The following is a 23,133-nucleotide window of genomic DNA, read 5'->3' on the forward strand; positions in this document are numbered from 1 at the left end:
GGGCTTGTGGGGGGCGGCTGACAAGTCGCCAGGCCCCCACCTGTTTGCTGCCCTGGTGGCCTTGGGCGAGTGGAGGAATGTCGTGCACCAACTTGGACTGTCAAGTGTGAGCTCCGCCTCGGCATCATAGGCGCTGACGGCCATGCTCAACCGCATTCCAGAGCCATTGCTACGCCAAGCCCAAGGTAGGAAGATGAGGCAGCATGAAAGATCTAACAGCGTAACAGGCGTTCGGGCGTGCTTTGCTACGTGTCAAGTCCCGGCAGAAATCAAAACGCCAACGGCTTGTTCCAGGATACGGCACGTAGCATTGATCTGGAGGCAGCCTTGTTTGCATTCTAATTTTTTAGCCCGTATGATTTCGCCCTAAAATATCTTTTTGCTGAGGCTTCTAACTCATCTGAATAAGCGTTTAGAGACTGCAAGTCTTTTTGCTTTAGCGATTCATCCATGGCTTTTCGAATGGCGGCTTCTGATAAATATTCTCTCTTTGTTCTAGATTTTGATTTGGGAGAGGGAGCGTAGTTACTTGCGCGCTCATATAAATCCGCCAACTTTTCCTTTCGCTCCCGTTCTTCTGTAATGCCTTTAATAGCAGGTAGGTTGGCATAATCCTCTTCTTTAAAGATACGAACATAGTTGTAAGAGGTCAAAAACTTAAATCGCTCTTCATTGTTTTTATTTTTTGCCTCATAGGCATAAACAAGGGATTCAGGCACCCTATCATAGGCAATACGTTTTCTATCAATCCCAGAAGAAATGAAGTCTTTCAAATATTCAATAGTAGAGCTTGTGGCTCTACCTTGGGTGTAAATATCTCTTGCCGTGCGATCATGTAAAGATGTCTTATAGTTTGTTCTTCTGGCTGATGCCCCGTATACCCAAAAAGCAGCATCTCTGGCTGTTTCAAAGACTTCCAGCAGCTCTTGAGAGGTTTGCATGCGAAGCATACAGGCAAGTAACAGCGGCCTAAAAATTTCTGCATATGTTAGCTTGAGCTCAATCAATGGCAAAACATAATCTCCATCAGAATAAAGCGGGCAAGCAAAGTTAATATGAGCCTTTGCAATATCACTAAGTTTTGTAACAAAGTCCTGGACGACACAAAGCATTTTCTGCGGGTCAGCAGATTCACCTTCCTCATCCAGCTTTTTAGATAGATATTGAAAAGACTCGTTTTGTGTAATTCCTTCCTTGTAAATCAAAGTAATGGCATCTACTAAAATTTCATTTTCTACATTTGTATCGTATATGTTGCGATCTGCTAGCATTTTAAAAATACTACTCCAGGCCTTATTTACAGAATCTAAGACACTGTTTTTATCAGGGCCGTCTTTTACGAGAGAAAGCCTGTAGATCAGATTGTTTTTTACTTTATCGAGATTTGTCAGCGGGGTCCCTCGATTGTTTTGGCATTCAAATATAATGTTAGCCTGCTCCGCCGATTCCAGATCCTGAAACCAAAACTTCACTCTGGTTGTTAACTTAATAAAAAAATCTTCTGCTACATCCGCGCTTGAAAAGTTTTCGTAGAAAAAATCAAATGCTTTATTCATTAGCAGAATAGATTTTCTTGTCCCAGACAAGCTTTTGCTTCTATTTTTTGACGCTGAATTGGTTAAACCAATTAGGCTCCCAAAATCTTTTCGGCAAAAGATGATGGGGTTAACCTTCAAAACCTGGAGCACATCTCCTTCTGTCCGAATTTTTGTATGCAACGCCTTGTCAATTTTTGCAATTATTGATACATATTTTTGGTTTTGGTTGGCCAATAGCCTAGATTTAATTGCTGCTAGACATATCAACATAGTCGTCAACCGTTGCTGGCCATCTATCAGTTCATATAAGTTCAATGCCGTACCATCATCTTCGATGAATTCGACGAACTCTAATTTATTGCTATAGGCAGGAAACTCTGCTCGCTCCTTCAAAGGAAGCTCTTTTTTATATCTTGATGTTAAAATCGACCCCATTAAATGCTGCTGATCTTTAATTTGCGAGACATCTTTAAAAAACATTTCCCACTGAGGCTTTTCCCAAGAGTATTCTCTCTGATAGTCGGGGATAATAAAAATTTTTCCTTCGACAACCTTAAAAAAATCTAGCACGTGTTTCTCCTAAGCAGCTGATAGACTGATCTGTAGTTACAAAAATAAACGTCTTATCTAGTTGTGTTTTTACATTGCAAATTTATTTAAAAAGGCATTTTACGTTCTTGTCAGCACCTTAATATTATTTAAACTATCCGCCTCAAAAAAACTTTCTAACTTCTTTACGCCCCACCACTCCAAATACACCAGGGTGTGTCCATGTAACCGGATTTCTCTAGCCTAGTGGTCAGTGTTGCACTTGGTTTTTGATAGAGAGCCGGATTCTCTTCTACTGCAGGCACCACCCCATCATGCCATACACCCATCAAACATGGTATCCGATTATACACCACCCACCAACCCCACCGTCACCCTTCCGCCGCCCCCCACCAGTGTAAGCCCATGTAATTCTCCCATCACGCCTTCGGGCTCTAGAGTGCGCTCACGATGCGTCCGCACGGTGTGCGGGCGTGGTGTGTCACCCTGCCCCTGCTGGAGCCCTTATGGAAATCATCGAAACCGCTGTTGAGCTGGACTTGACCCTTGCTCCGCCGCCGCCCCTCACCGGGCGCGATCCGGCTTTGTTCGCCACCGACCAGGCCGCCGCCGCCGCCATTGTTCAGGCGGCGGTCAGCGTGGAGCTGTTCACCATTCCGCTGTACATGAGCACCATGTATTCGATTCAGGGCACGCACCAGATCAACAGCCAGGGCATCCAGTATTACCAGGGCCGCCAGTGGCCGGGCGCGGCGCCCAGCGCCAAGCCGGAGACGGCGTCGGAAAAAGCCTTCAATCTGATGTTCAGCGTGTTCATTCAAGAAATGCTGCACTTGCAGATGGCCAGTAATATCGCCACCGCGCTGGGGGTGCAGCCGGACTTCACCACCTCGGCGCTGATGAACGCCGATCGGGGCTGGACCTGTTATGGCCCGGACAAATCGGTGATTCCGCATATTGTCGACCTCAAGGACACCACTCGCTATCAGCACACCCGGGTGAATCTGGAGGCGTTGAACGACAACCAGATTGATCTCATGTGCGCCATCGAGCAGCCAGAAAAACAGGCGCGCGATGAACTGGGCACGGGCAAGTATTTCCCGCAGGCGCCGTTCGCCAACTGGCAGGCCGGCGATGCGCTGCCGATGTTTGGCACCATTGGCCATATGTATGAATGCTTGGCGCGCTATCTGACGCTGGAGTATCAGGATGGGCAAACGCTGTGGGCCAAGATGCGCGCCGCGCAGCAGGCCAGCGGCCAGGCGCCTGTGCAGCGCGATTTGTTCAACGCCACCGGCAAGGGTCATCCGCAAAAAGAATACCCGCACTGTCCCACCCTGCTGAGCGAGGCGGCGCTGGCCGACGCCGAGCTGGGGCTGGACACTGCGCTGGACATCATGGTGGCGATCACCGACCAGGGCGAAGGCCACGACATCAGCCAGCGGCTGCACGCCTACCGCCGCCATTTGCGCGCACGCGCGCTCAAAAACGTGGCCAAGCCCTACCGCGAAGACCGCGCGGCGCTGGAAGCGGATTACCCGTCTTACGATGGCGCAGGTCAGCCAGCGCCGTCGGCCGACGCCGAGGCGCGCGCCACGTACGCCCCGGAAAGCCATTACGAGCGCTTTGAATCGCTGCGTCCTCAGCTCAAGGACATCCTCACCTGGGCGCAATGGCACGAGCAGAACCATGTCTGGACGCAAGCGCTGCTGACCAACGCCGACTACAACCCGGCCACGGCGCCCAGCAATATCCCCAGCCCGGAAGATGTCGCCGGCGCGCTGAATCGCCTGAAAGAGGGAGACAAAACCGTGTTCTCCAAGGTGGCGGTGGGCGCCATCGCCGGGGTGACCACGGTGCTGAACAACTACTGGAGCAAACCGCAAGTCAGCTTCCCGTATCCGTCGATGTCCGGCTCGGGCGACCGCATGGCGCTGTGCTGGGCGGTATTTGGCCAGGCGCCGGATTTGTCACAGGGCATTGGCCAGCCGGACAAAAACACCTTGTATCACGCCTGCCAGGGGCTGGATCTGAGCCACCCCGACCCCACCCAGCAGTGCGCCGCCATCGAGATTTACCATACCTGTCGCGGCTCCAACGGCTGCCACGCCCAGGGCGGCTGCGGTTTTGTGCAGGACGCCGACAAGGGCGGCGGCTCGTGCTCGGCGCTGCGCGCCAGCTCGCCGCGCCAAGACAGCCAGCCCAATGGTTGCAGCAGCAATGGCTGCGGCGCGCCCACTCCGCCGACGGAACAGGTGTATTACAGCGCGCCCAGCGACAATAAGTGCGGCGGCTTTGGCGGCTGCGCGGTGCCGATTTCGGCTTCGCAGTTGTTCCCGGACAAGGGCAGCGATTTGCAAATGAAGGTGTTTGATTTTGTCGCCAATCCGGAGGGCGGCTACACCAGCCAGCCATTGGCCGAGCCGCTGCCCTTCGCCTTTGGTGAAGCGGTGTACGACAAAGCCTGGGAAGCCTACAGCCGCGTGCTGGCCGCCCGCCAGCAAACGCCGGGCGAAAAACCCAAGCCGACCGATTTGCGTCTGGCTTTGCCGCCGTCCACCTAAGCGCCGTTCGCCCAACCCGCCTGGCGGGTTGGGCTGAATGTTGTGAGCGGTCGGTGTTCCGCCGGCCGCGCCAGCCTATAAGGAAACACCATGCCCCATCCCCGGCTGGGCCTGCCCGATCTGGGCTTTGGCGTAGGCCTGCGCAATGTCCATCTGGCTGACATCCTGGCCCACGGCCCCAGGGTGGATTGGTTCGAGATCATCAGCGAGAACTACATCGACCACCACGGCTACAGCCACGACGCGCTGTTGCGCCTGCGCGAGCACACGCCGATTGTCATGCACGGCGTGTCGCTGTCCATCGGCAGCAGCGACCCGCTGAACATGGCCTACCTGCACAAGCTGCGCGCGCTGGCCGACGAAGTGCGCCCGGCGTGGGTTTCCGACCATTTGTGCTGGACCGGCGCACTGACGGTGAATTCGCATGATTTACTGCCCTTGCCGCTAAACCCCGCCACATTTGCCCATGTGCGCCAGCGGGTGCTGGCGGTGCAGGATTTTTTGGGGCGGCCGCTGGTGCTGGAAAACCCCAGCAGCTATGTGCAGTTTCGTCATTCCACCCTGCCGGAATGGGCGTTTCTGGCCCAACTGGTGGAGGAAACCGGCTGCGCGCTCTTGCTGGACGTGAATAATGTTTACGTGTCGGCGTTCAATCATGGTTTTGACGCCGAGCACTATATCCGCCAACTGCCGCACGACCATATCGCCCAGATTCATCTGGCCGGCCCCACCGACTGCGGCGACTATTTGCTGGACACCCACGACCAGCCGGTGCACCGCCCGGCCTGGGCGCTGTACGCGCTGGCGCAACAGCTGTGCGGCGGCGCGGTGTCCACCCTGCTGGAGTGGGACGCCAATCTCCCCGACTACCCGGTGCTGTTGGCCGAGCTGGACAAGGCGCGCCAGGTGTTGCGCGGCCAGATGCCGGATTGCCCGGCGCCGGTGCGCCTGCCCGCCGGCGCCGCTGCGTTGTCCACCCCGCTTGACCATCAGATGAGCCGCCATGAACCCCTCGCCGACCCTGCTTGACAGCCAGCGCTGGCTGCTCACCGTGATGACCGCCAGCCAGGGCGCCGAGGCCGGGCTGGCGCTGGCCGCGCAGGCGCAGGGCCTGACGCTGGAAGACATGATCATGCCGCCGCCGCGCGGCGACGCGCGCGCGCGGGTGGCGGTGTACGCCGGGGGTTATCTGGCCCGGCTGCTGGCCTGCCTGCGGGCGGATTTTCCGCTGCTGGCGCGGGTGATGGGGGACGAGGTATTTGATTTTTTTGCCCGTCGTTATTTGCATCACTGCCCGTCGCGCTCGACCACGCTTTACGATCTGGGCGCGCGGTTTGCCGATTTTTTGGCCGCCAGCCAGCCGCCCAGCGCCGAACCTCACGCCGAGCTGGCCTTGCCGGTGGCGCTGGCCCGGCTGGAGCGCGCCTATGTGGAGTGCCTGCGCGCGCCGGGGCTGGAGCATGCCGCCTTGGACATGGCCGATTGGTGGCGCGGGCTGGATGCGCGCGCCTGGCGGCTGGCGCCGTGCGTGCGGCTATTGGCCTTGCCGCTGCCGCTGGCGCCCTATTGGCAGACGCTGCAACAGCAGCCCAACGCGCCGCCGCCGCCCGCGCCAGCGCTGGCCCCATGCTGGCTGGCGCTCACCCGCCAGCACTGGCGGGTGCAGGTGCTGGCGCTGCAAGACTGGCAATACCAGTTTTTGTGCACCTGTCAGCCAGATCACACAGCGCCGGCGGCCGCCTTGAGCGGCGAGCAGGCGCTGTGGCCGCATCAGGCGGCGGATGTGGGCTTGTTGACGCCAGCGCAAATGGGCTAGCAAGATCGCGGTGGAACACGTGCCGGCCGTTACCTGCTTTGGCAAAAGCCACGACCCAGCCATCGGCTGCAAGGTGGATCTCAGCCCGCTGGGCATGACGAAATTCCTCGCCAACACTGCCATAAAATCATGCAAGAGTGGGGGGCAGCAATGTGATCTGGAGTTTCGGCGTTTAGATAAAATTTATGCCCAAAACCCGCCAGTGCAGAAAGCAAAAAAGCCCGGAGGGTATCCAGGCTTTTTTAGCGATTGGTGGAGGCGGCGGGGATCGAACCCGCGTCCGGAAATCCTCTACGGTGAGTTCTACATACTTAGTCTGGCCAATTGGATTTAACCGTTGCGCCGCCGACCGACAGGCTGCGCATTGGCGAGTCACCTAAATTTTAGCTCCGACCCAAGTAACCCGAATCGGCACGATCCCATCTAAATGACTCTGCTGCCGGTTTGACCCGACCTACCCAATGGGCGAGATAGTGCAGAGTCTGGCGCAATTAAGCGGCCAGAGCGTAAGATTCGTCGTTTGCGAATATATAAATTCAGTGTTTTACGGGGGTCTGAGATCCCGGTATGCCCTCATCCGCTTTGCAACCCCCGTCGAAGCCATGTCGCCCCCGATGATGGTCTGAAAACGAATTCAGATACTCCACTATAGCGCAAGCGTGGGCAGGTAGTCCAGTAATTGTCGCGGATGGGCAATGCGCAAATCCGCCCCCCAGCTGTCTGGCGTGTCGCTGTCGGCAATATAGCCATAGTCGGCCAGCACGGTGCGCATGCCGGTGACGCGGCCGGCCTCGATGTCGCGCTCGGCGTCGCCGACGTACATGCAGTGCTCGGGCGGCAGTTTCAGACCGGCGGCGGCGTGCAGCATGGGTTTGGGGTCGGGCTTGGGCACGCCCACCGTGTCGCCGCTGACCACCACTGCCGGCGGGCAGGGAAAGCCCAGCCGGGGCACCAGCTTGTCGGTAAAGCGCATCGGCTTGTTGGTGACAATGCCCCAGCCGTAGCCGGCTCGCGCCAGGCCGTCGATCAGCTCGGGCACGCCGTCAAACAGCACGGTGTCGTCGGCGTAATGGGTGTCGTACAGGTCCAGAAAGCGCTGGCGCAGGCCCTCAAAGCGGCTGTCGTCGCGGTCCAGGCCAAAGCCCAGGCGAATCAGCCCGCGCGCGCCGTGCGAGGCGATCGGGCGCATGGCCTCATACGGCTGCGGCGGCAGGCCGTGTTCGGCCAGCAGCGCGTTCAGCGCCCAGCCCAGGTCGCGGGCGGTGTCGGCCAGCGTGCCGTCCAGATCGAACAACACCGCGCGGATCATGCCGCCTCCGGCGCGTTGCCCAAAAACAGCTGGTAGGCCGGGTTGTCGGTTTCGTCAACCCACGGGTAGCCCAGCTCGTCCAGGAAAGCGGCAAAGGCGTCGCGGTCGCCGTCCGGCACTTGCACACCCACCAGCACGCGGCCGTAGTCGGCGCCGTGGTTGCGGTAGTGGAACAGGCTGATGTTCCAGTCGGTGTGCATGGCGGTCAAAAAGCGCATCAGCGCGCCGGGGCGCTCGGGGAATTCAAAACGAATCGCCCGTTCGTTGCGCAACTGCGGCGCATGGCCGCCGACCAGATGGCGGATATGCAGCTTGGCCAGCTCGTTGTCGGTGAGGTCCAGCGCCTGCAAGCCGCTGTCGGCCAGGTCCTTGAGCATGCCGGTCACGTCCTGGCGGCGCTGGATTTGCACGCCGACAAACACATGGGCGGTGCGCGCGTCGGCGTAACGGTAGTTGAATTCGGTGATGTTGCGGCTGCCCACCAGCGAACAGAATTTTTTAAAGCTGCCCGGTTGCTCGGGCAGGGTGACCGCCAGAATCGCCTCGCGCTGCTCGCCCAGCTCGGCGCGCTCGGCGACGTGGCGCAGGCGGTCAAAATTCATATTGGCGCCACAGGCCACGGCGATCAGCGTCTGGCCGCTGAGCTGCTCGCGCTGGGCGTACAGCTTAAGGCCCGCCACGGCGGCGGCGCCGGCCGGCTCCAGCACGGCGCGGGTGTCTTCAAACACGTCTTTCAGCGCGGCGCAGATCTGGTCGGTGTCCACCAGGATCACTTCGTCCAGCAGCTCGCGGCACAGGCGGAAGGTTTCTTCGCCCACCAGCTTCACCGCGATGCCGTCGGCAAACAGGCCCACGTCTTTCAGCTCCACCCGATGGCCGGCGGCAATCGAGCGGTGCATGGCGTCAGAATCCACCGTCTGCACGCCAATGACTTTGATTTCCGGCTTCAGGCGCTTGATGTACGCGGCCACGCCGGCAGCCAGGCCGCCGCCGCCGATGGCGACAAACACGGCGTGGATCGGATCGGGGTGCTGGCGCAGGATTTCCATGCCGATGGTGCCCTGGCCGGCGATCACGTCCGGGTCGTCATACGGATGGATAAAGGTCATGCCGTTTTCGGCTTCCAGCTTTTTGGCGTGCAGGTAGGCGTCGCTGTACGAATCGCCATGCAGCACCACCTTGCCGCCGCGCCGCGACACGCCGTCGATTTTCACCTGCGGGGTGGTCACCGGCATGACGATGGTGGCTTCGCAGCCCAGCCGTTGCGCCGACAGCGCCACGCCCTGGGCGTGGTTGCCGGCCGAGGCGGCAATCACCCCGCGCTGGCGTTGCTCGGGGGTGAGCTTGGCCATTTTGTTGTAGGCGCCGCGCAGCTTGAACGAGAACACCGGCTGCAAGTCTTCGCGCTTGAGCAAAATGGTGTTGTTCAAGCGGCGCGACAGGCCGGGGGCCGGGTCCAGCGGGGTTTCGATGGCCACGTCGTAGACGCGGGAGGTGAGGATGCGTTCGAGGTAGTCGTGTTGCATGTCGGCAGTCAGGGCAGGCGTCGCATCAAAGCGGCAAAGTCAGCAATGACGTCAAGATTAGCAGGAAAGTGCAACGACGGGCAGTGCCGCAGTGCAACAAAATGTCGCACTGCCGATGGCGTGTGGTGCAGTGGGGGCGGCTGACTTGCTCAGGTCAGGACATGGCTGCCGAACGATGGACAGCGAGCCGGCAAGGGTTACGCCGCCCGCGTCAGCACCGCATCCAGCCAGCGGGTGGGCAGCAAGCGTTTGAGCCACCAGAACAGATGGGTTGGAAAAGTCACCCGATAACGGGCGGCTGGGCGGCGGGCGTTGAGCGCGCGGCGCACGGCGTCCAGCACCGCTTCGGCCGGCAGGGTGAACGGTGCGGCCGGGCCGGGTTTTTCCATGCGTTCGATCTGCGCGCGGTACACCTCGGTGTGCACGCTGAGCGTCCAGTCCACATGGGCGCGGAATTTGGCCAGGGCGTTGGGCCGAAAGCGGCTGGTGATCGGGCCGGGCTCAATCAGGCTGACATGGACATTGCTGCCGGCCAGCTCCAGCCGCAGGGTGTCGGCCAGGCCTTCCATGGCGTATTTGCTGGCGTTGTAGGCACCGCGCCAGCGCATGGCGGCAAACCCCAGCACGGAAGAATTAAACAGCACGCGGCCGTGGCCTTGCGCGCGCATCACCGGCAGCACGCGGGCGGTGAGCTCCCAGGCGCCAAACAGATTGGTTTCAAACTGGGCGCGCAGCGCCGCGCGCGAGATGTCTTCGGCGGCGCCGGGCTGGCCAAAGCCGGCGTTGTTGAACAGCGCATCCAGCGTACCGCCAGTGGCGGCCAGCACCTGGGCCAGCGCGCGCTCGATCGAGACCGAGTCATCCACATCCAGTTGCAGCGCGTCGCTGAGGCCCTCGGCGCGCAACCGCGCCACATCGGCCTCGGCGCGGGCGCTGGCGAACACCCGCCAGCCTTCACGCGCCAGGCCGTGGGCGACGGTATGGCCAATGCCGGAAGAACAACCGGTGATCAAGATGCTGTGCATGAGTGCTATACCTTGTGGTGATGCCAGGCTGCCGCATGGCGGTGAGCACGCATGCGCCAGCCCTGAATTTTTTCGGGAACCTCTGCCAGTTGCGGCCGGTCATGCATGCCGTGATGTCAAACGCGGCGGGCAGAATGTAGGGCAAAGCCAGCGATTGTGCCGGTTTTCCCCGCAGTTTTGCCGGTTTTTACCATACAGGAGATCACATTTGGAAACTGGACTGAGTTCCGTAGGCAGCCCACTGATGTACGCTGGCTTTTTTGCCGCCGTGCTGGTGATGGTGTTGATTGACATGTTTGCGCTCAACCGCGCCGGCAATCACAAGGTCAGCGTGCGTGAGGCGCTGGGCTGGTCGGCGGTGTGGTTTGCCATTGCCATGCTGTTCAACGCCTGGCTGTGGTGGCACATTCGCGGCGACGTCGGCTCCGGCCTGGACGAGGCCGCCCGCCAGGCGCTGGCCAATCAGAAAGCGCTGGAATTCATGACCGGCTATCTGATTGAAAAATCGCTGGCGGTGGACAATATTTTTGTGTTCCTGCTGCTGTTCGGGTTTTTCAAGGTGCCGGATATTTATCAGCGCCGGGTGCTGGTGTATGGCGTGGTCGGCGCCATCATCATGCGGGCGGTGATGATTTTCATCGGCGCGGCATTGGTGGCCAAGTTCTCTTGGGTGCTGTATCTGTTTGGCGCCTTCCTGGTGTTCACCGGCCTGAAAATGATGTTGCCGGAAAAAGAAGAACAACAGGATCTGACCAATAACCCGGTGCTGAAATGGCTGCGTCGCCACCTGCGGGTGACGGATGAATTCCACGAAGAAAAATTCTTTGTTCGTCGCAATGGCATCTTGTGGGCCACGCCGCTGTTTTTGGTGTTGGTGATGATTGAGCTGACCGACCTGGTGTTTGCCGTGGACAGCATCCCGGCCATCTTCTCGGTGACTCAGGATCCGTTCATCGTCATGACCTCGAACATCTTCGCCATTCTGGGTCTGCGCGCCTTGTACTTCCTGCTGGCTGATGTGGCGGACCGCTTCCACCTGCTGAAATACGGCCTGGCCGCCGTGCTGACCTTCATCGGCATGAAGATGCTGCTGCTGGACGTGTTCCACATGCCGGTGGCGGTGTCGCTGGGCGTGGTGTTTGGCCTGCTGACCGCGTCGATTGTCGCTTCGCTGCTGGTGACGCGTAAAAGCTGAGCGGTTTGCCCGCTGAGCAGTGCGCCAGCATCGCGCCGCCCCATCTCCGGGCGGCGCGATGCATTTGTGTCTCAGGGCTGAGCGGTGTCTGGCTGCGCGTAGAGCCGTTCACAAAACCCAGCGAAGCAGCTCTGGCCAGGCGTGCAGCCGCAGACAGTACATAAAACGGCAAGGCCGCGTAACGATGCCAGAAGCGTTTTGTGAGCAACGCTTAACGCTGGCGCACCTCGCGCAGTACATAACCTTTGGCCTGCAAACCGGCGGTCAGCGCCGCCATGGCAGCGCGCGCGGCGTCGGGCTGGCCGGTGAAGCCAAACTCGATATGCGGCGGCAGAGTGTCGGTGCCAAAGCTGGGCAGGCTGGAAAGCCGGGCGGCCGGGTGTTCGGCCACCAGCTGCTGCATCAGGTCGATCAAATCACCTTCGCGGGCGTGTTCGGCCATCACCGTCAGCTCGATATCGGCGCCAGGGGCGAACAAATGGCGGTATTGCGTGTCCAGCACCCATTCGACCATCGGCCAGGCCATGCTGGGAAAGCCAGGCACAAAGTGGTGATCGTGCACGCTAAAGCCCGGCATCTGGTTCACCGGGTTGGGAATCAGCCGGCTGCCCTCCGGGATGTTCACCATATTGATGCGGTGCGGGTAGGCTTCCTCGCCAAAGCGGCCTTCCACCAGCAGCCGGCCTTCCGGGTGGATGGCCAATGGCACGTCCAGCGCGGCGGCGGCGCAGGCGCGGGTGTGGTCGTCCGGCGTGGCGCCAATGCCGCCAAAGCTGAACACCAGATCGCCACTGGCCAGGCTGTGGCGCAGCGCCGCCAGCAAGCGCGCCGGGTTGTCGCCCAGATACTGTGCCCAGGCCAGTTTGAGCCCACGCGCGGCCAGCAGTTCGATGAGTTTGGGCAGGTGTTTGTCCTGACGTTTGCCCGAAAGCAGTTCGTCACCAATGATGAAAGCGCCAATGTCCATGAGGAGTTCGATCGTGAGTGAGTCAAAAAAACCGGATGGCAAAAGGATAATCCGCCGGGCGTCCGGGTGCAAAAGCGCATGGCGGCGCAGGCCCGGTTTCGATAAGATACGCGCCATCCGTTTTGGGGAATCCGTTTCATGAAATGCCCGTTTTGCGGCCATGCCGATACGCAGGTGATTGATTCGCGGGTAAGCGAAGACGGCGCCAGCATCCGCCGCCGCCGCCGCTGCCTGCACTGCGAAAAGCGCTTCACCACGTTTGAAACCGCTGAAGTGCGCATGCCGCAAGTGGTCAAGCAGAACGGCCACCGTGCCGAATACGACGCCGGCAAGGTGTACACCAGCTTTATGCGCGCGCTGCACAAGCGCCCGGTGTCCACCACCCTGGTGGACGCCGCCATCGAGCGCATCGGCCATAAGCTGCTGGCGCTGGGCGAGCGGGAAATCAGCTCGCGCGAAATCGGCGAAATGGTGATGAACGAACTGGCCAAGCTGGACAAAGTGGCCTATGTGCGTTTTGCCTCGGTATACCGCAGCTTTCAGGACGTCTCGGAATTCTCTGACGCCATTCGCGAAATCTCCCACCAACACAGCCCGCCACAATCATGACCGCCACCTTCCGCCCCGAAGACCACGCCTGGATGGCGCAGGCCCTGCGCCTGGCCGCCCAGGGCCTCTTCACCACCACGCCCAATCCGCGCGTGGGCTGCGTGCTGGTGCGCGATGGCCAATTGGTGGGCAGCGGCTGGCACCGCCGCGCCGGTGAGCCGCACGCCGAAGTGCATGCGCTGGCCGAAGCCGGCGCCCAGGCCGCCGGCGCCACCGCCTATGTGACGCTGGAGCCATGCAGCCACCACGGCCGCACCCCGCCGTGCGCCGACGCGCTGATTGCCGCTGGCGTCAGCCGCGTGGTGGCGGCAATGACCGACCCCAATCCGCTGGTGGCTGGGCGCGGCCTGGCGCGGCTGGCGGCGGCGGGCGTGAGCGCCGAGCATGGCCTGCTGGCCGCCGAGGCCGCCGAGCTGAACAAGGGTTTCATCCAGCGCATGACGCAACAACGGCCGTGGGTAACGGTCAAGCTGGGGGCCAGCCTGGACGGCAAAAGCGCGCTCAGCGACGGCCGCAGCCAGTGGATCACCGGCCCGGCAGCGCGCGCCGATGTGCAGCGCCTGCGCGCGCGCAGCTGCGCGGTGTTGACTGGCGCCGGCACGGTGATGGCCGACAACCCGCGGCTGACGGTGCGCGATTTTGCCGTAGAACGCCAGCCGTTGCGCGTGGTGGCCGAAGGGGTGATGTGCGCTGGCGCGCTGGAGCGCGCGGTGTATCAGGATGGCGGGCGCACCGTGGTGGCCTGCGCCTTGGCTCACCCCGGCCAGCGCGCCAAGCTGCAAGCCCAGGGCGTGACGGTGTGGGAGCTGCCGCTGGCCAATAACCCCGGCAAGGTGGATTTGCCGATGCTGCTGGCCCAGTTGGCGCAAGAATACGGCGTGAATGAATTGCTGGTGGAAGCCGGCATGGGCGTGTGCGGCGCCTTGTTGCAGGCGGATTTGGTGGACGAGTTGGTGATTTATCAAGCGCCGGTCACCCTGGGCCACGACGCGCGCGGCTTGTTCGACATTCCGCCGCTGCCCAATCTGGACGTCGCCCGCCGCTGGCAGTGGCATGATGTGGCCAAGGTGGGCAATGATTTGCGGCTGACCTTGCGCCGCTGACCCCCCGCCTGGCCAGGGCCGCTGCGCTGGCGGTTGTGAGCAGCGCTAAAAACAAGATGGGCCGTCGCGAAAACTTTCCGCGACGGCCCATCTTTTCATCCACACCCAAACCGGCAGCGGCCACCGCACAGCGTACGGCAGCACACCCCACCGGCAGGGGCAGCCGGTTTTTACGCTTCTTCCGGCACGTTCAGCGCATTGATGCTGTAACCGGCGTCCACATAGGTGATTTCGCCCGTGATGCCCGAAGACAGATCAGACAGCAAGAAGGCGGCGGTGTTGCCGACTTCTTCAATGGTCACATTGCGCTTGAGCGGCGAATTGTCCGAGGCCATTTTCAGCAGCTTGCCAAACCCGGAAATGCCCGAGGCAGCCAGGGTTTTGATCGGGCCGGCGGAAATACCGTTGGCGCGGATATTGTCGCGGCCCAGGCTGGCGGCGGTGAAGCGCACGCTGGCTTCCAGGCTGGCCTTGGCCAGGCCCATCACATTGTAATGCGGGATGGCGCGCACCGCGCCCAGGTAGGACAGCGTCAGGCAGGCGCCGTTGCGGCCGCGCATCATCGGGCGGGCGGCGCGGGCCAGGGCCGGGAAGCTGTAAGCGCTGATGTCGTGCGCCACCTGGAAAGCCTCACGCGAGAGCGAATCCAGAAAATCCCCTTCCAGCGATTCTCGCGGGGCAAAGGCAATGGCGTGCACAAAGCCATCCAGGCCGTCCCAGCGCTGGGCCAGATCGACAAACAGCTGATTGATGTCCTCATCGTTGGCCACGTCGCAACGCAAGACGATGTCGCTGCCGAATTCGGCCGCCATGTCCACCACGCGATCCTTGAGCTTGTCGTTCACATAGGTGAAGGCCAACTGGGCGCCTTCACGGTGACAGGCTTTGGCGATGCCATAGGCAATCGAGCGGTTGGAAAGCAGGCCGGTAATCAGGATCTTTTTGTCTTGCAGAAAACCCATCGTCAGTCCTTGGTAAGTCGGGAAACCGAGCGATTATAGCCTAAGCCGGGGCGGCGCATTTACAATGCCTGCATGTGGCGACAACTTCTTGCTTCTTTTTTGTGGTGCTTTTGTCTGCTGGCGGCCTGGCCCGCCCAGGCGGCGCCGGCCATGGCGCTGGGCGAAACCCCGCGCTATGCGCCAGGCTTTAGCCATTTTGACTACGTCAACCCCAACGCGCCCAAGGGCGGGCGGCTGCTGCTGCCGGCCATGGGCAGCTTTGATTCGCTCAATCCCTTCACCCTGAAGGGCGACAAAGAATCCGGCCTGGGGCTCTTGGTGGACACGCTGATGGAAAAAAGCCTGGACGAGCCCTTTGCCATGTATGGCCTGCTGGCCGACGACATGGCCCTGGCCGACGACGGCCTGTCGGTGCGCTTTCACCTCAACCCGGCCGCGCGCTTTAGCGATGGCTCGCCGGTGCTGGCCGAAGACGTCAAGGCCAGCTTTGACACCCTCACCCGCGACAAAACCGCCCACCCGCGCTACCGCATGTATTTTGCCGACGTGAAACAAGTCACCGTGCTGGACACGCACACGGTGCGCTTTGACTTTCGCCGCCGCAATGCCGAGCTGCACATGATTCTGGGCGAGCTGCCGGTGTTTGCCCGCCACTGGCTGCAAGGCCAGCCGCTGGCCAGCCGCACTTTGCAGCCACCGCTGGCCAGCGGGCCATATCTCTTGGCGCGCTACGCGCTGGGCAAATACAGCGTGTATCAGCGCCGCCCGGATTATTGGGCGCGCGAGCTGCCCAGCCGGCGCGGCCAGTATAATTTTGACCGCATTGAATTTCGCTACATGCTGGACGACACCGTGCGGCTGGAGGCGTTCAAGGCTGGTGAATTTGACGTCTCGGTGGAAAACGTCGCCAAGCAATGGGCGCGCGGCTACAGCGGCCGCGCCTTTGCCAGCGGCGCCCTGAAAAAACTGGAAGTCCCGCACGGCAACGGCGCCGGCATGCAGGGCTTTGCCATGAATCTGCGCCGCCCGCTGTTCACCGACCGCCGCGTGCGTCAGGCACTGGTGCTGGCCTTTGACTTTGACTGGGCCAACCGCCAGCTGTTTTACCGCCAGTACACCCGCAGCGACAGTTATTTCAGCAATAGCGAGCTGGCCGCGCGCGGCCTGCCCGGCGCCGACGAGCTGGCCTTGCTCAACCCGCTGAAAGACAAGCTCGACCCCGCCGTATTCGGCCCGGCCATCGACGCGCCAAAGAGCCCGGACGCGCTCAGCCTGCGCGCCAATCTGCGCCAGGCGCAAAAACTGCTGGCCGAGGCCGGCTGGCGCATGGGCGACGACGGTTGGCTGGTCAACGCCGCCGGCCAGCGGCTGGAATTCGAATTTCTCACCTATACCCGCACCTTTGAGCGGGTGGCGGCGCCGTATCAGCGCAATCTGGAGAAACTCGGCGTCAAGCTGAATGTGCGCATGGTGGACCCGGCGCTGTTCCAGAAACGGCTGGAGCAGTTTGATTTCGACATGACGGTGGCGGGGTTTCCGCAATCGGCCAGCCCCGGCAATGAACAGCTGGATTATTTTGGCTCGGCCGCCGCCAGGCAGCCCGGCTCGAATAATCTGCTTGGCCTGCAAGACCCGGCGGTGGACGCGCTGTTGCAGCACTTTGTCACCTTTCGCCACCGCGCCGAGCTGGTGGCCGCCAGCCGCGCGCTGGACCGCGTGCTGCGCGCCGGCTATTACCTGATGCCCAATTGGCACCTGGCCTACCACCGCATTGCCTACCGTGACATCTTTGGCCGCCCCGAGCGCCTGCCGCGCTATTTTCAGGCGCAGGACTGGGTAGAGCGCACCTGGTGGGCCAAACCGGGAGCCCGACCATGAATCTGTGGCGCTATCTGGCCAAACGGCTGTTGCTGATGATCCCCACCCTGCTGGGCGTGCTGCTGCTGACCTTTGCCGTCATCCAGTTTGTGCCCGGCGGCCCGGTGGAGCAGCTCACCCAGCAACTGCGCCACAGCGCCGAGGGCGGCGAAGCGGCCAGCACCGCCAGCAGCGGGCTATACCGCAGCCAGGGGCTGGACCAGGAACAACTGGCCGAACTCAAAACCCTGTACGGCTTTGACAAACCGGCCAGCCAGCGCTTTATCGACATGCTCTGGCGCTACGCCCGTTTTGATCTGGGCGAGAGTTTTTATCATCACCAATCCGTCGGCAGCCTGATTCTGTCCAAACTGCCGGTGTCGATGAGCCTGGGGCTTTCCAGCTTTTTGCTGACCTATCTGTGCTGCATTCCGCTGGGCATCGCCAAGGCGGTGCGCCATGGCTCCACCTTTGATCTGCTGAGCAGCACGGTGATTCTGGTGGGCTACGCCATCCCCGGCTTTGTGCTGGGCGTGGCGCTGCTGGTGCTGTTTGGCGGCGGCAGCTTTTTGCAGTGGTTTCCGCTGCGTGGGCTGACCAGCGACGACTGGGCCACGCTGTCGCCGCTGGGCAAGGCGCTGGATTATCTGTGGCATCTGGTGCTGCCGGTCACCGCCTCGGTGGTGGGCAGCCTGGCGGTGATGACGCTGCTGACCAAAAACACCTTTTTGGAGCAAATCCGCTGCCAATATGTGCTGACCGCCCGCGCCAAGGGTTTGTCCGAGCGCAAGATTTTGTACAAGCATGTGTTTCGCAACGCCATGATCCCGCTGGTCACCGGCTTTCCGGCGGCGTTTATCGGCGCATTTTTTGCCGGCAGCCTGCTGATCGAAACCCTGTTCTCGCTGGATGGCCTGGGCCTGTTGTCGTATGAATCGGTGGTCAAGCGCGATTACCCGGTGGTGATGGGCAGCCTGTATGTGTTTACCCTGGTGGGGCTGTTTACCCGCCTGTTGTCTGATTTGTGTTATGTCTGGGTTGATCCGCGCGTGCAATTTGACGCCGCGCGCGGCTGACCCGGCAAGAAAGCGTGAGCCGTGTCTTCCACTCCGTTTGAACAATTGCTGGAAAACGCCCGCCACAACGAGCAGGTGATGTCCAAACTGCAAGCGCTGGAAATGGCGCTGATCAGCGCGGGGGATTTCCCCCAACTGCTGGGCTTGCTGCTGGACGACATCCAGAGTGAATTTGCCCTGGACAGCGTGCATCTGCACTGGGTAGACCCGCAAGGTGAGGTACAAGCCCTGCTGCACGGCGGCGGGCTGGATCTGGACGACTACCCGCGCCTGCACTTTATTCACAGCCCGTTTCCGCTCACCCATCTGCTCAACCCCGGCCTGCGCACCCGGCTTAGCCCATTTACCCCAGGGCTGCACCGCGACTGGCTGCCTGACGATGGCATGGGCAGCCTGGCCTTGCTGCCGCTGGTGCGCCAGGGCCATCTGCTGGGCTGTCTGGTGCTGGGCAGCCGCGACCCTCAGCGCTTTGACCCGGATTTATCCACCGATTTTCTGGACCGGCTGGCCGCCATTGCCGGTGTCTGCCTGGAAAACGTCTATCACCACGAGCAAATCAAACGCCTGGGCCTGACCGACGCGCTGACCGGCGTGCATAACCGCCGCTACTTCGACCAACGCCTGGACGAAGAAGTCCTGCGCGCCCAACGCCAGGGCAGCTGCCTGGGCGGACTGTTTCTGGACATTGATTTTTTCAAGCGCATCAACGACACCTGGGGCCATCCGGCGGGCGACGCCGTGCTGCAAGAAGTGGCTCGCCGGGTAAAAAACATGCTGCGCATCACCGACAGCCTGGCGCGCTACGGCGGTGAAGAATTTGCCGTGCTGCTGGCGCAAACCGACCTGGAGCAAGCCGCGCGCGTGGCCGAGCGCATCCGCGCCGCCGTGGCCGCCGGCCCGGTCTGCCTGGGTGGCGGGCTGGATATCCCCGTCACCTTATCCATCGGCGCCAGCTGCCTGCATGGCCTGCTGCCCCAGGAAACCCCAGGCGAAGCCGCCCGCCGCCTGCTGCACGAAGCCGACAGCGCGCTCTACCGCGCCAAAGAAAACGGCCGCAATCAGGTGATGTGCCACACCGCCGAGCCCGCCGGAGCGCCCGACCATGGCTGACGCCGCCATCCTCACCCCGCGCCAACGCGCCTGGCGCCGCTTTGCCGGCAACCGGCGCGGCTGGTGGAGCTTGTGGATTTTTCTGGCGCTGTTTGGCCTGAGCCTGTTTGCCGAGCTATTGAGCAACGACAAACCCATCGTCGCCCACTACCAGGGCGAGTATTATTTTCCGCTGTGGCACACCTACCCGGAAACCACCTTTGGCGGCGATTTTCGCAGCCCCACCGACTACCTCGACCCCTTTATCCGCCAGCAACTCAGCCGCGACGGCAACTGGGCGCTCTACCCGCCCAACCCCTACCGCTTTGACACGCTGAACTACTTTGCCCAGGCCGCCAACCCGGCGCCGCCCTCGACCGACAACCTGCTGGGCACCGACGACCGTGGCCGCGACGTGCTGGCGCGCCTGCTATACGGTTTTAGAGTGTCGGTGCTGTTTGCCCTGGCGCTGACCGCCATCGGCTCGCTGCTGGGCATCCTGGCCGGCGCAGTGCAAGGTTATTTTGGTGGGCGCACCGATTTGATTTTGCAAAGGCTGATCGAAATCTGGGGCTCGCTGCCCGAGCTGTATCTCTTGATCATCTTTGCCTCGCTGTTCACCCCCAGCCTGTGGCTGCTGCTGGCCTTGCTGTCGCTGTTTGGCTGGATGGGCCTATCCGACTATGTACGCGCCGAATTTCTGCGCAACCGGCAAATGGAATACGTGCTGGCCGCCCGCGCGCTGGGGCTGTCCAACAGCGCCATCATGTGGCGGCACATCCTGCCCAACAGCCTCACCCCGGTGATTACCTTTTTGCCCTTCCGCATCTCCGGCGCCATCCTGGCGCTGACCAGCCTGGACTTTCTCGGCCTGGGCGTACCCGCCTCCACCCCCAGCCTGGGCGAACTGCTGGCGCAAGGCAAAGACAACCTCGACGCCTGGTGGATTTCGTTATCCACCTTTGGCGTGCTGGTTGGCACGCTGGTGCTGCTGATTTTTATTGGCGAGGCGCTGCGGGAGGCGGCGGATACAAGGGGGTGAGGATGGCATGACAAGGTACAGGGTCATTGCCTGGCCAAACATGCCGCCACAACAGAAACGTTTTGTGGACAAGCCCTGTTACTATTGACGGCTCACTCTGAAGCAGACATCGGGCCTGCCAGCACCTGGCGGGCGTCTTCAATCAATGCGGTCAGCACATCCGCCACCAGGCGCACTCGTGGTGAGCGGCGCACATCCGGATGCAGCACCAGCCACAAGGGTCGGCGCACCGGGCAGGCCGGCGCGGGCGCCAGCCGCAACACAGGATCGTCCGCCGCCAGAAAATGCGGCAAGGCTGCCACGCCGAGACCTGCGCGTGCGGCATGCAACAGAGTGGTCAAATCATTGCCACGCAACACCACCCGCCGCCCATCGGCCACTTGATCCAGCCAAGCCTGTTGTGGTGAGCGCAACAAGGCATCATCCCCCAAAAAACACCAGTGCGCTGACGGTCTGGCCAGATGCCCGGCGCTGGCGTACAAGCCATAGCCCAGCTCGGCCAGCTGACGCCCGGCCAATCCCGGCGCTTCCGGGCGCGCCATGCGCAAGGCGATATCCGCCTCGCCGCGCACCAGATTGGCCTGGCGGCTTTCGCCAATCAGCTCCAGATCAATCTGCGGCCAGTCCTGCGCCCGCGCCGCCAGCCTGGGCGCCAGAAAATGGCTGGTGAACGCCGGCGGCGCCGACACCCGCACCACACCTTGCAGCGACGCCACTTCCAGCGCCGCGCGGGCAAACGCCTGCGCTTCGTCATCCATGCGCGCAGCCCGCGCCAGCAAGGCCTCGCCCTCGGCAGTCAGCGCCCAGCCTTTGGCCAATCGATCAAACAAACGCACCGCCAGTGATTTTTCCAGCGCGTCCACCCGGCGAGCCACGGTGGAATGCTCCACCGCCAGTTGGCGGGCGGCGGCCGACAAACTGCCCAAGCGCGCCAGCGCCAAAAAATGACGCACATCGTCCCATTGCAGCGGACGCGGCGTCTGGCCGTCTTCATGTGTGTTTTTTTGCACAGTGAATGTCCATATTTTGCGAATTCCCGATGGATTCTGCACACCGTAAGCTGGGCTGACAATCTCACCCCTGAACGGAGTCTTCTGCCATGTCCTTTGCCTGCCTGCCCATTTCTCGCGTGATGCTGTCTTCGCCGGGCGACGCCTCACAGCTGCGCCTGAGCCACGCGGAGCTGCCGCCGCCCGCAGCGGGCGAAATCCGCGTGCGCCACACTGCCATCGGCGTCAACTACGTGGACATTTATCACCGCGATGGCTTGTACCCGCTGCCCGTCTGGCCATCCCCCCTGGGCGTAGAAGCCGCAGGGTGGGTCGAAGCGCTGGGCCCAGGCGTCAGCCATCTGCACATTGGCCAGCGGGTGGCGTACGCCGGCCCGCCGGTGGGCAGTTACAGCAGCGCGCGCAATCTGCCGGCCTGGCTGGCGCTGCCGCTGCCCGATGCGGTCGCCGACGCCGCCGCCGCCAGTCTGTTGCTGCGCGGCATCACCGCACACATGCTGTTCACCCGGGTCTATCGGCTGCAAGCGGGCGACACCCTGCTGGTGCACGCCGCGGCTGGTGGGCTGGGCCTGGTGCTGACGCAATGGGCCAAGACGCTGGGCGCGCGGGTGATCGGCACGGTCAGCTCAGCGGCCAAGGCGGCGCTGGCGCGGCGCTACGGCCTGGATCACGCCGTATTGCGCCACGAGGGCAATTTTGCCGACGCCGTGCTGACGCTGACCGATGGGCAGGGCGTGGATTATGCGATTGATGGCATTGGCGGCGATACCCTGGCCGCGACGCTGGGCGTGGTGCGCCCATATGGCATGGTGGCCAGCGTCGGCCAAGTGGCCGGCGACCCGGGCCCCTTGCCGCTGTCCTTGCTGGGGCCAGCGCGTTCGGTGGCGCTGGCGCGGCCTGGAGTGTTTCGCTATCTGAGCGACCCGGCGCGCTATCAGGAAGGCGGCCTGGCCACGCTGGCGCAGCTGGCCGGCGGGCTCACCCTGCCGGTGGACAGCGAATTTGCCCTGGCTGACGCCGCCCAGGCGCATCGCCGGCTGCAATCCGGCCAGAGCGCCGGCGCCATTTTGCTGCGCCCGGATAGCCAGCCATGAAACCTATCACCCGTTATCTGCCGCGCGAATTGGGACAACTGGCCTACGACGACAGTGGCGGCGATGGCCCGGTGTGTCTGGCCATCGCCGGCATGGGCGACTTGCGCGACCAGTTCCGCGCGCTGCGGCCGCTGCTGCTGGCCGCAGGCTGGCGGGTGATCACCGTCGATGCGCGCGGCCAGGGAGAGTCGTCGATTTTCTGGCAGGATTATTCAGCGCAGGCCTGCGCACGCGATGTGCTGGCCTTGCTGGACGCACTGGGCATTGCCCGCGCGGTGTTGATCGGGCATTCATTTGCCGCGGGCGTGGTCTGCCTGGCCGCAGCGCTGGCGCCGCAGCGGGTGCAGGCGCAAGTCTGGCTGGGGCCAGTGTTGCGCGCGCAGCATCAGCCCTGGTGGACGCCGCTGGCCATGAAGATCGGCTTTGCCGGGCCATGGCGGGCAGCCATGTGGCTGCGCTATCGGGACAGTCTGTTTGTGCGTCGCCCCGCCGACCATCTGGCGCAACGCAACAGGCTGGCTGCCCGCCTGCGCGAACCCGGGCGCATGCGCGCTTTACGCGCGCTGATGGCCTACGATCCGGCGCAGATCAGCCCGCACATCGCCGCCCAATCCACGCCCACCCTGGCGCTGATTGGCGCCCAGGACGCCGACCTGACCGACCCCGCTGGCGAAGCCGCCTGGCTGGCCAGCCATCGCCAGGTGCAAGTGCAACTGCTGGCAGACGTGGGACACTATCCACAACTGGAAGCGCCGCAACAGACAGCAGACGCGATGCTGGCGTTTTTACGCTGACACACAAC

The 23,133-nt window shown here is 62.0% G+C and carries 19 protein-coding genes and 1 other RNA gene; 12 read left to right on the forward strand and 8 right to left on the reverse strand.

What is annotated here, in order from left to right; translation table 11 throughout:
- Positions 1–338: 338 nt before the first annotated feature.
- Positions 339–2,108 carry a DUF262 domain-containing protein gene (locus DFR34_RS12935; protein ID WP_110391579.1) on the reverse strand — a complete coding sequence of 590 codons (1,770 nt, stop codon included), beginning with the start codon at positions 2,106–2,108 and terminating at the stop codon, positions 339–341.
- Between the two features lie 485 nt (positions 2,109–2,593).
- On the opposite strand from DFR34_RS12935, the gene DFR34_RS12940 reads away from it, so the two are divergent.
- The 3 genes from DFR34_RS12940 to DFR34_RS12950 all read left to right on the forward strand — a co-directional run bounded on the left by DFR34_RS12940 (position 2,594) and on the right by DFR34_RS12950 (position 6,467).
- The gene (locus tag DFR34_RS12940) at positions 2,594–4,651 is read left to right on the forward strand and encodes a ferritin-like domain-containing protein (protein ID WP_110391580.1); all 2,058 of its coding nucleotides are present in this window, start codon (positions 2,594–2,596) and stop codon (positions 4,649–4,651) included.
- A gap of 90 nt (positions 4,652–4,741) precedes the next feature.
- Positions 4,742–5,680, forward strand: a complete 939-nt coding sequence (gene bufB / locus DFR34_RS12945) for an MNIO family bufferin maturase (RefSeq protein ID WP_110391581.1) — start codon at positions 4,742–4,744, stop codon at positions 5,678–5,680.
- Positions 5,655–6,467: an HvfC/BufC N-terminal domain-containing protein gene (locus DFR34_RS12950; protein WP_110391582.1), complete on the forward strand. Its 813-nt coding sequence runs from the start codon at positions 5,655–5,657 to the stop codon at positions 6,465–6,467. The genes bufB and DFR34_RS12950 overlap by 26 nt, the downstream gene beginning before the upstream one ends.
- Positions 6,468–6,717: 250 nt before the next feature.
- Here DFR34_RS12950 and ssrA read toward each other — a convergent pair.
- From ssrA to DFR34_RS12970, 4 genes are all read right to left on the reverse strand, one after another.
- Positions 6,718–7,080: a transfer-messenger RNA gene (ssrA, locus tag DFR34_RS12955) on the reverse strand.
- 33 nt (positions 7,081–7,113) lie between these two features.
- Complete coding sequence (locus DFR34_RS12960; RefSeq protein ID WP_110391583.1) at positions 7,114–7,776, reverse strand: HAD family hydrolase; 663 nt, start codon at positions 7,774–7,776, stop codon at positions 7,114–7,116.
- Complete coding sequence (gene ilvA, locus DFR34_RS12965; RefSeq protein ID WP_245906891.1) at positions 7,773–9,302, reverse strand: threonine ammonia-lyase, biosynthetic; 1,530 nt, start codon at positions 9,300–9,302, stop codon at positions 7,773–7,775. Before ilvA ends, DFR34_RS12960 begins: the two co-directional genes overlap by 4 nt.
- A 197-nt stretch (positions 9,303–9,499) precedes the next feature.
- The gene (locus DFR34_RS12970) at positions 9,500–10,327 is read right to left on the reverse strand and encodes an SDR family NAD(P)-dependent oxidoreductase (RefSeq protein ID WP_110391585.1); all 828 of its coding nucleotides are present in this window, start codon (positions 10,325–10,327) and stop codon (positions 9,500–9,502) included.
- 244 nt (positions 10,328–10,571) lie between these two features.
- On the opposite strand from DFR34_RS12970, the gene DFR34_RS12975 reads away from it, so the two are divergent.
- The gene (locus DFR34_RS12975; protein ID WP_110391586.1) at positions 10,572–11,522 is read left to right on the forward strand and encodes a TerC family protein; all 951 of its coding nucleotides are present in this window, start codon (positions 10,572–10,574) and stop codon (positions 11,520–11,522) included.
- 211 nt (positions 11,523–11,733) lie between these two features.
- Here the strand turns inward: DFR34_RS12975 and DFR34_RS12980 are convergent, their stop codons facing one another.
- The gene (locus DFR34_RS12980; RefSeq protein WP_110391587.1) at positions 11,734–12,489 is read right to left on the reverse strand and encodes a competence/damage-inducible protein A; all 756 of its coding nucleotides are present in this window, start codon (positions 12,487–12,489) and stop codon (positions 11,734–11,736) included.
- 138 nt (positions 12,490–12,627) lie between these two features.
- Here DFR34_RS12980 and nrdR point away from each other — a divergent pair, with 138 nt between their 5' ends.
- Entirely contained in the window at positions 12,628–13,098 is a 471-nt protein-coding gene (nrdR, locus tag DFR34_RS12985; protein ID WP_110391588.1) for a transcriptional regulator NrdR, read from the forward strand.
- Positions 13,095–14,201 (forward strand): bifunctional diaminohydroxyphosphoribosylaminopyrimidine deaminase/5-amino-6-(5-phosphoribosylamino)uracil reductase RibD, encoded by a 1,107-nt coding sequence (ribD, locus tag DFR34_RS12990; protein WP_110391589.1) that lies wholly within the window; start codon positions 13,095–13,097, stop codon positions 14,199–14,201. The genes nrdR and ribD overlap by 4 nt, the downstream gene beginning before the upstream one ends.
- 170 nt (positions 14,202–14,371) lie before the next feature.
- On the opposite strand, the gene fabI is transcribed toward ribD, so the two are convergent.
- On the reverse strand, positions 14,372–15,163 hold the full coding sequence (gene fabI / locus DFR34_RS12995; protein ID WP_110391590.1) for an enoyl-ACP reductase FabI: 792 nt from the start codon (positions 15,161–15,163) through the stop codon (positions 14,372–14,374).
- 72 nt (positions 15,164–15,235) lie between these two features.
- Between fabI and DFR34_RS13000 the strand changes: the two genes are divergently transcribed.
- The 4 genes from DFR34_RS13000 to DFR34_RS13015 are packed head-to-tail and all read left to right on the forward strand — an operon-like array spanning position 15,236 to position 20,227.
- On the forward strand, positions 15,236–17,041 hold the full coding sequence (locus DFR34_RS13000) for an extracellular solute-binding protein (RefSeq protein ID WP_110391591.1): 1,806 nt from the start codon (positions 15,236–15,238) through the stop codon (positions 17,039–17,041).
- 2 nt (positions 17,042–17,043) lie between these two features.
- A complete protein-coding gene (locus DFR34_RS13005; RefSeq protein WP_211309409.1) occupies positions 17,044–18,096 on the forward strand; it encodes a microcin C ABC transporter permease YejB in 1,053 nt (350 codons plus the stop codon).
- A 21-nt stretch (positions 18,097–18,117) separates the two neighbouring features.
- Positions 18,118–19,206, forward strand: a complete 1,089-nt coding sequence (locus DFR34_RS13010; RefSeq protein ID WP_146215146.1) for a GGDEF domain-containing protein — start codon at positions 18,118–18,120, stop codon at positions 19,204–19,206.
- Positions 19,199–20,227, forward strand: a complete 1,029-nt coding sequence (locus DFR34_RS13015; RefSeq protein ID WP_110391593.1) for an ABC transporter permease — start codon at positions 19,199–19,201, stop codon at positions 20,225–20,227. The genes DFR34_RS13010 and DFR34_RS13015 overlap by 8 nt, the downstream gene beginning before the upstream one ends.
- 92 nt (positions 20,228–20,319) lie before the next feature.
- On the opposite strand, the gene DFR34_RS13020 is transcribed toward DFR34_RS13015, so the two are convergent.
- Complete coding sequence (locus tag DFR34_RS13020) at positions 20,320–21,237, reverse strand: LysR family transcriptional regulator (RefSeq protein ID WP_211309408.1); 918 nt, start codon at positions 21,235–21,237, stop codon at positions 20,320–20,322.
- An 89-nt stretch (positions 21,238–21,326) separates the two neighbouring features.
- Between DFR34_RS13020 and DFR34_RS13025 the strand changes: the two genes are divergently transcribed.
- Together DFR34_RS13025 and DFR34_RS13030 are read left to right on the forward strand one after the other, a co-directional pair.
- Positions 21,327–22,331 (forward strand): quinone oxidoreductase family protein, encoded by a 1,005-nt coding sequence (locus DFR34_RS13025; RefSeq protein ID WP_110391594.1) that lies wholly within the window; start codon positions 21,327–21,329, stop codon positions 22,329–22,331.
- Positions 22,328–23,125, forward strand: coding sequence for an alpha/beta fold hydrolase (locus tag DFR34_RS13030; RefSeq protein ID WP_110391595.1), 798 nt, complete (start codon positions 22,328–22,330; stop codon positions 23,123–23,125). Before DFR34_RS13025 ends, DFR34_RS13030 begins: the two co-directional genes overlap by 4 nt.
- The last annotated feature ends 8 nt before the right edge of the window (positions 23,126–23,133 follow it).

Origin of the sequence: Rivihabitans pingtungensis, assembly GCF_003201855.1 — a bacterium.
Taxonomy (GTDB): Bacteria; Pseudomonadota; Gammaproteobacteria; order Burkholderiales; family Aquaspirillaceae; genus Rivihabitans; species Rivihabitans pingtungensis.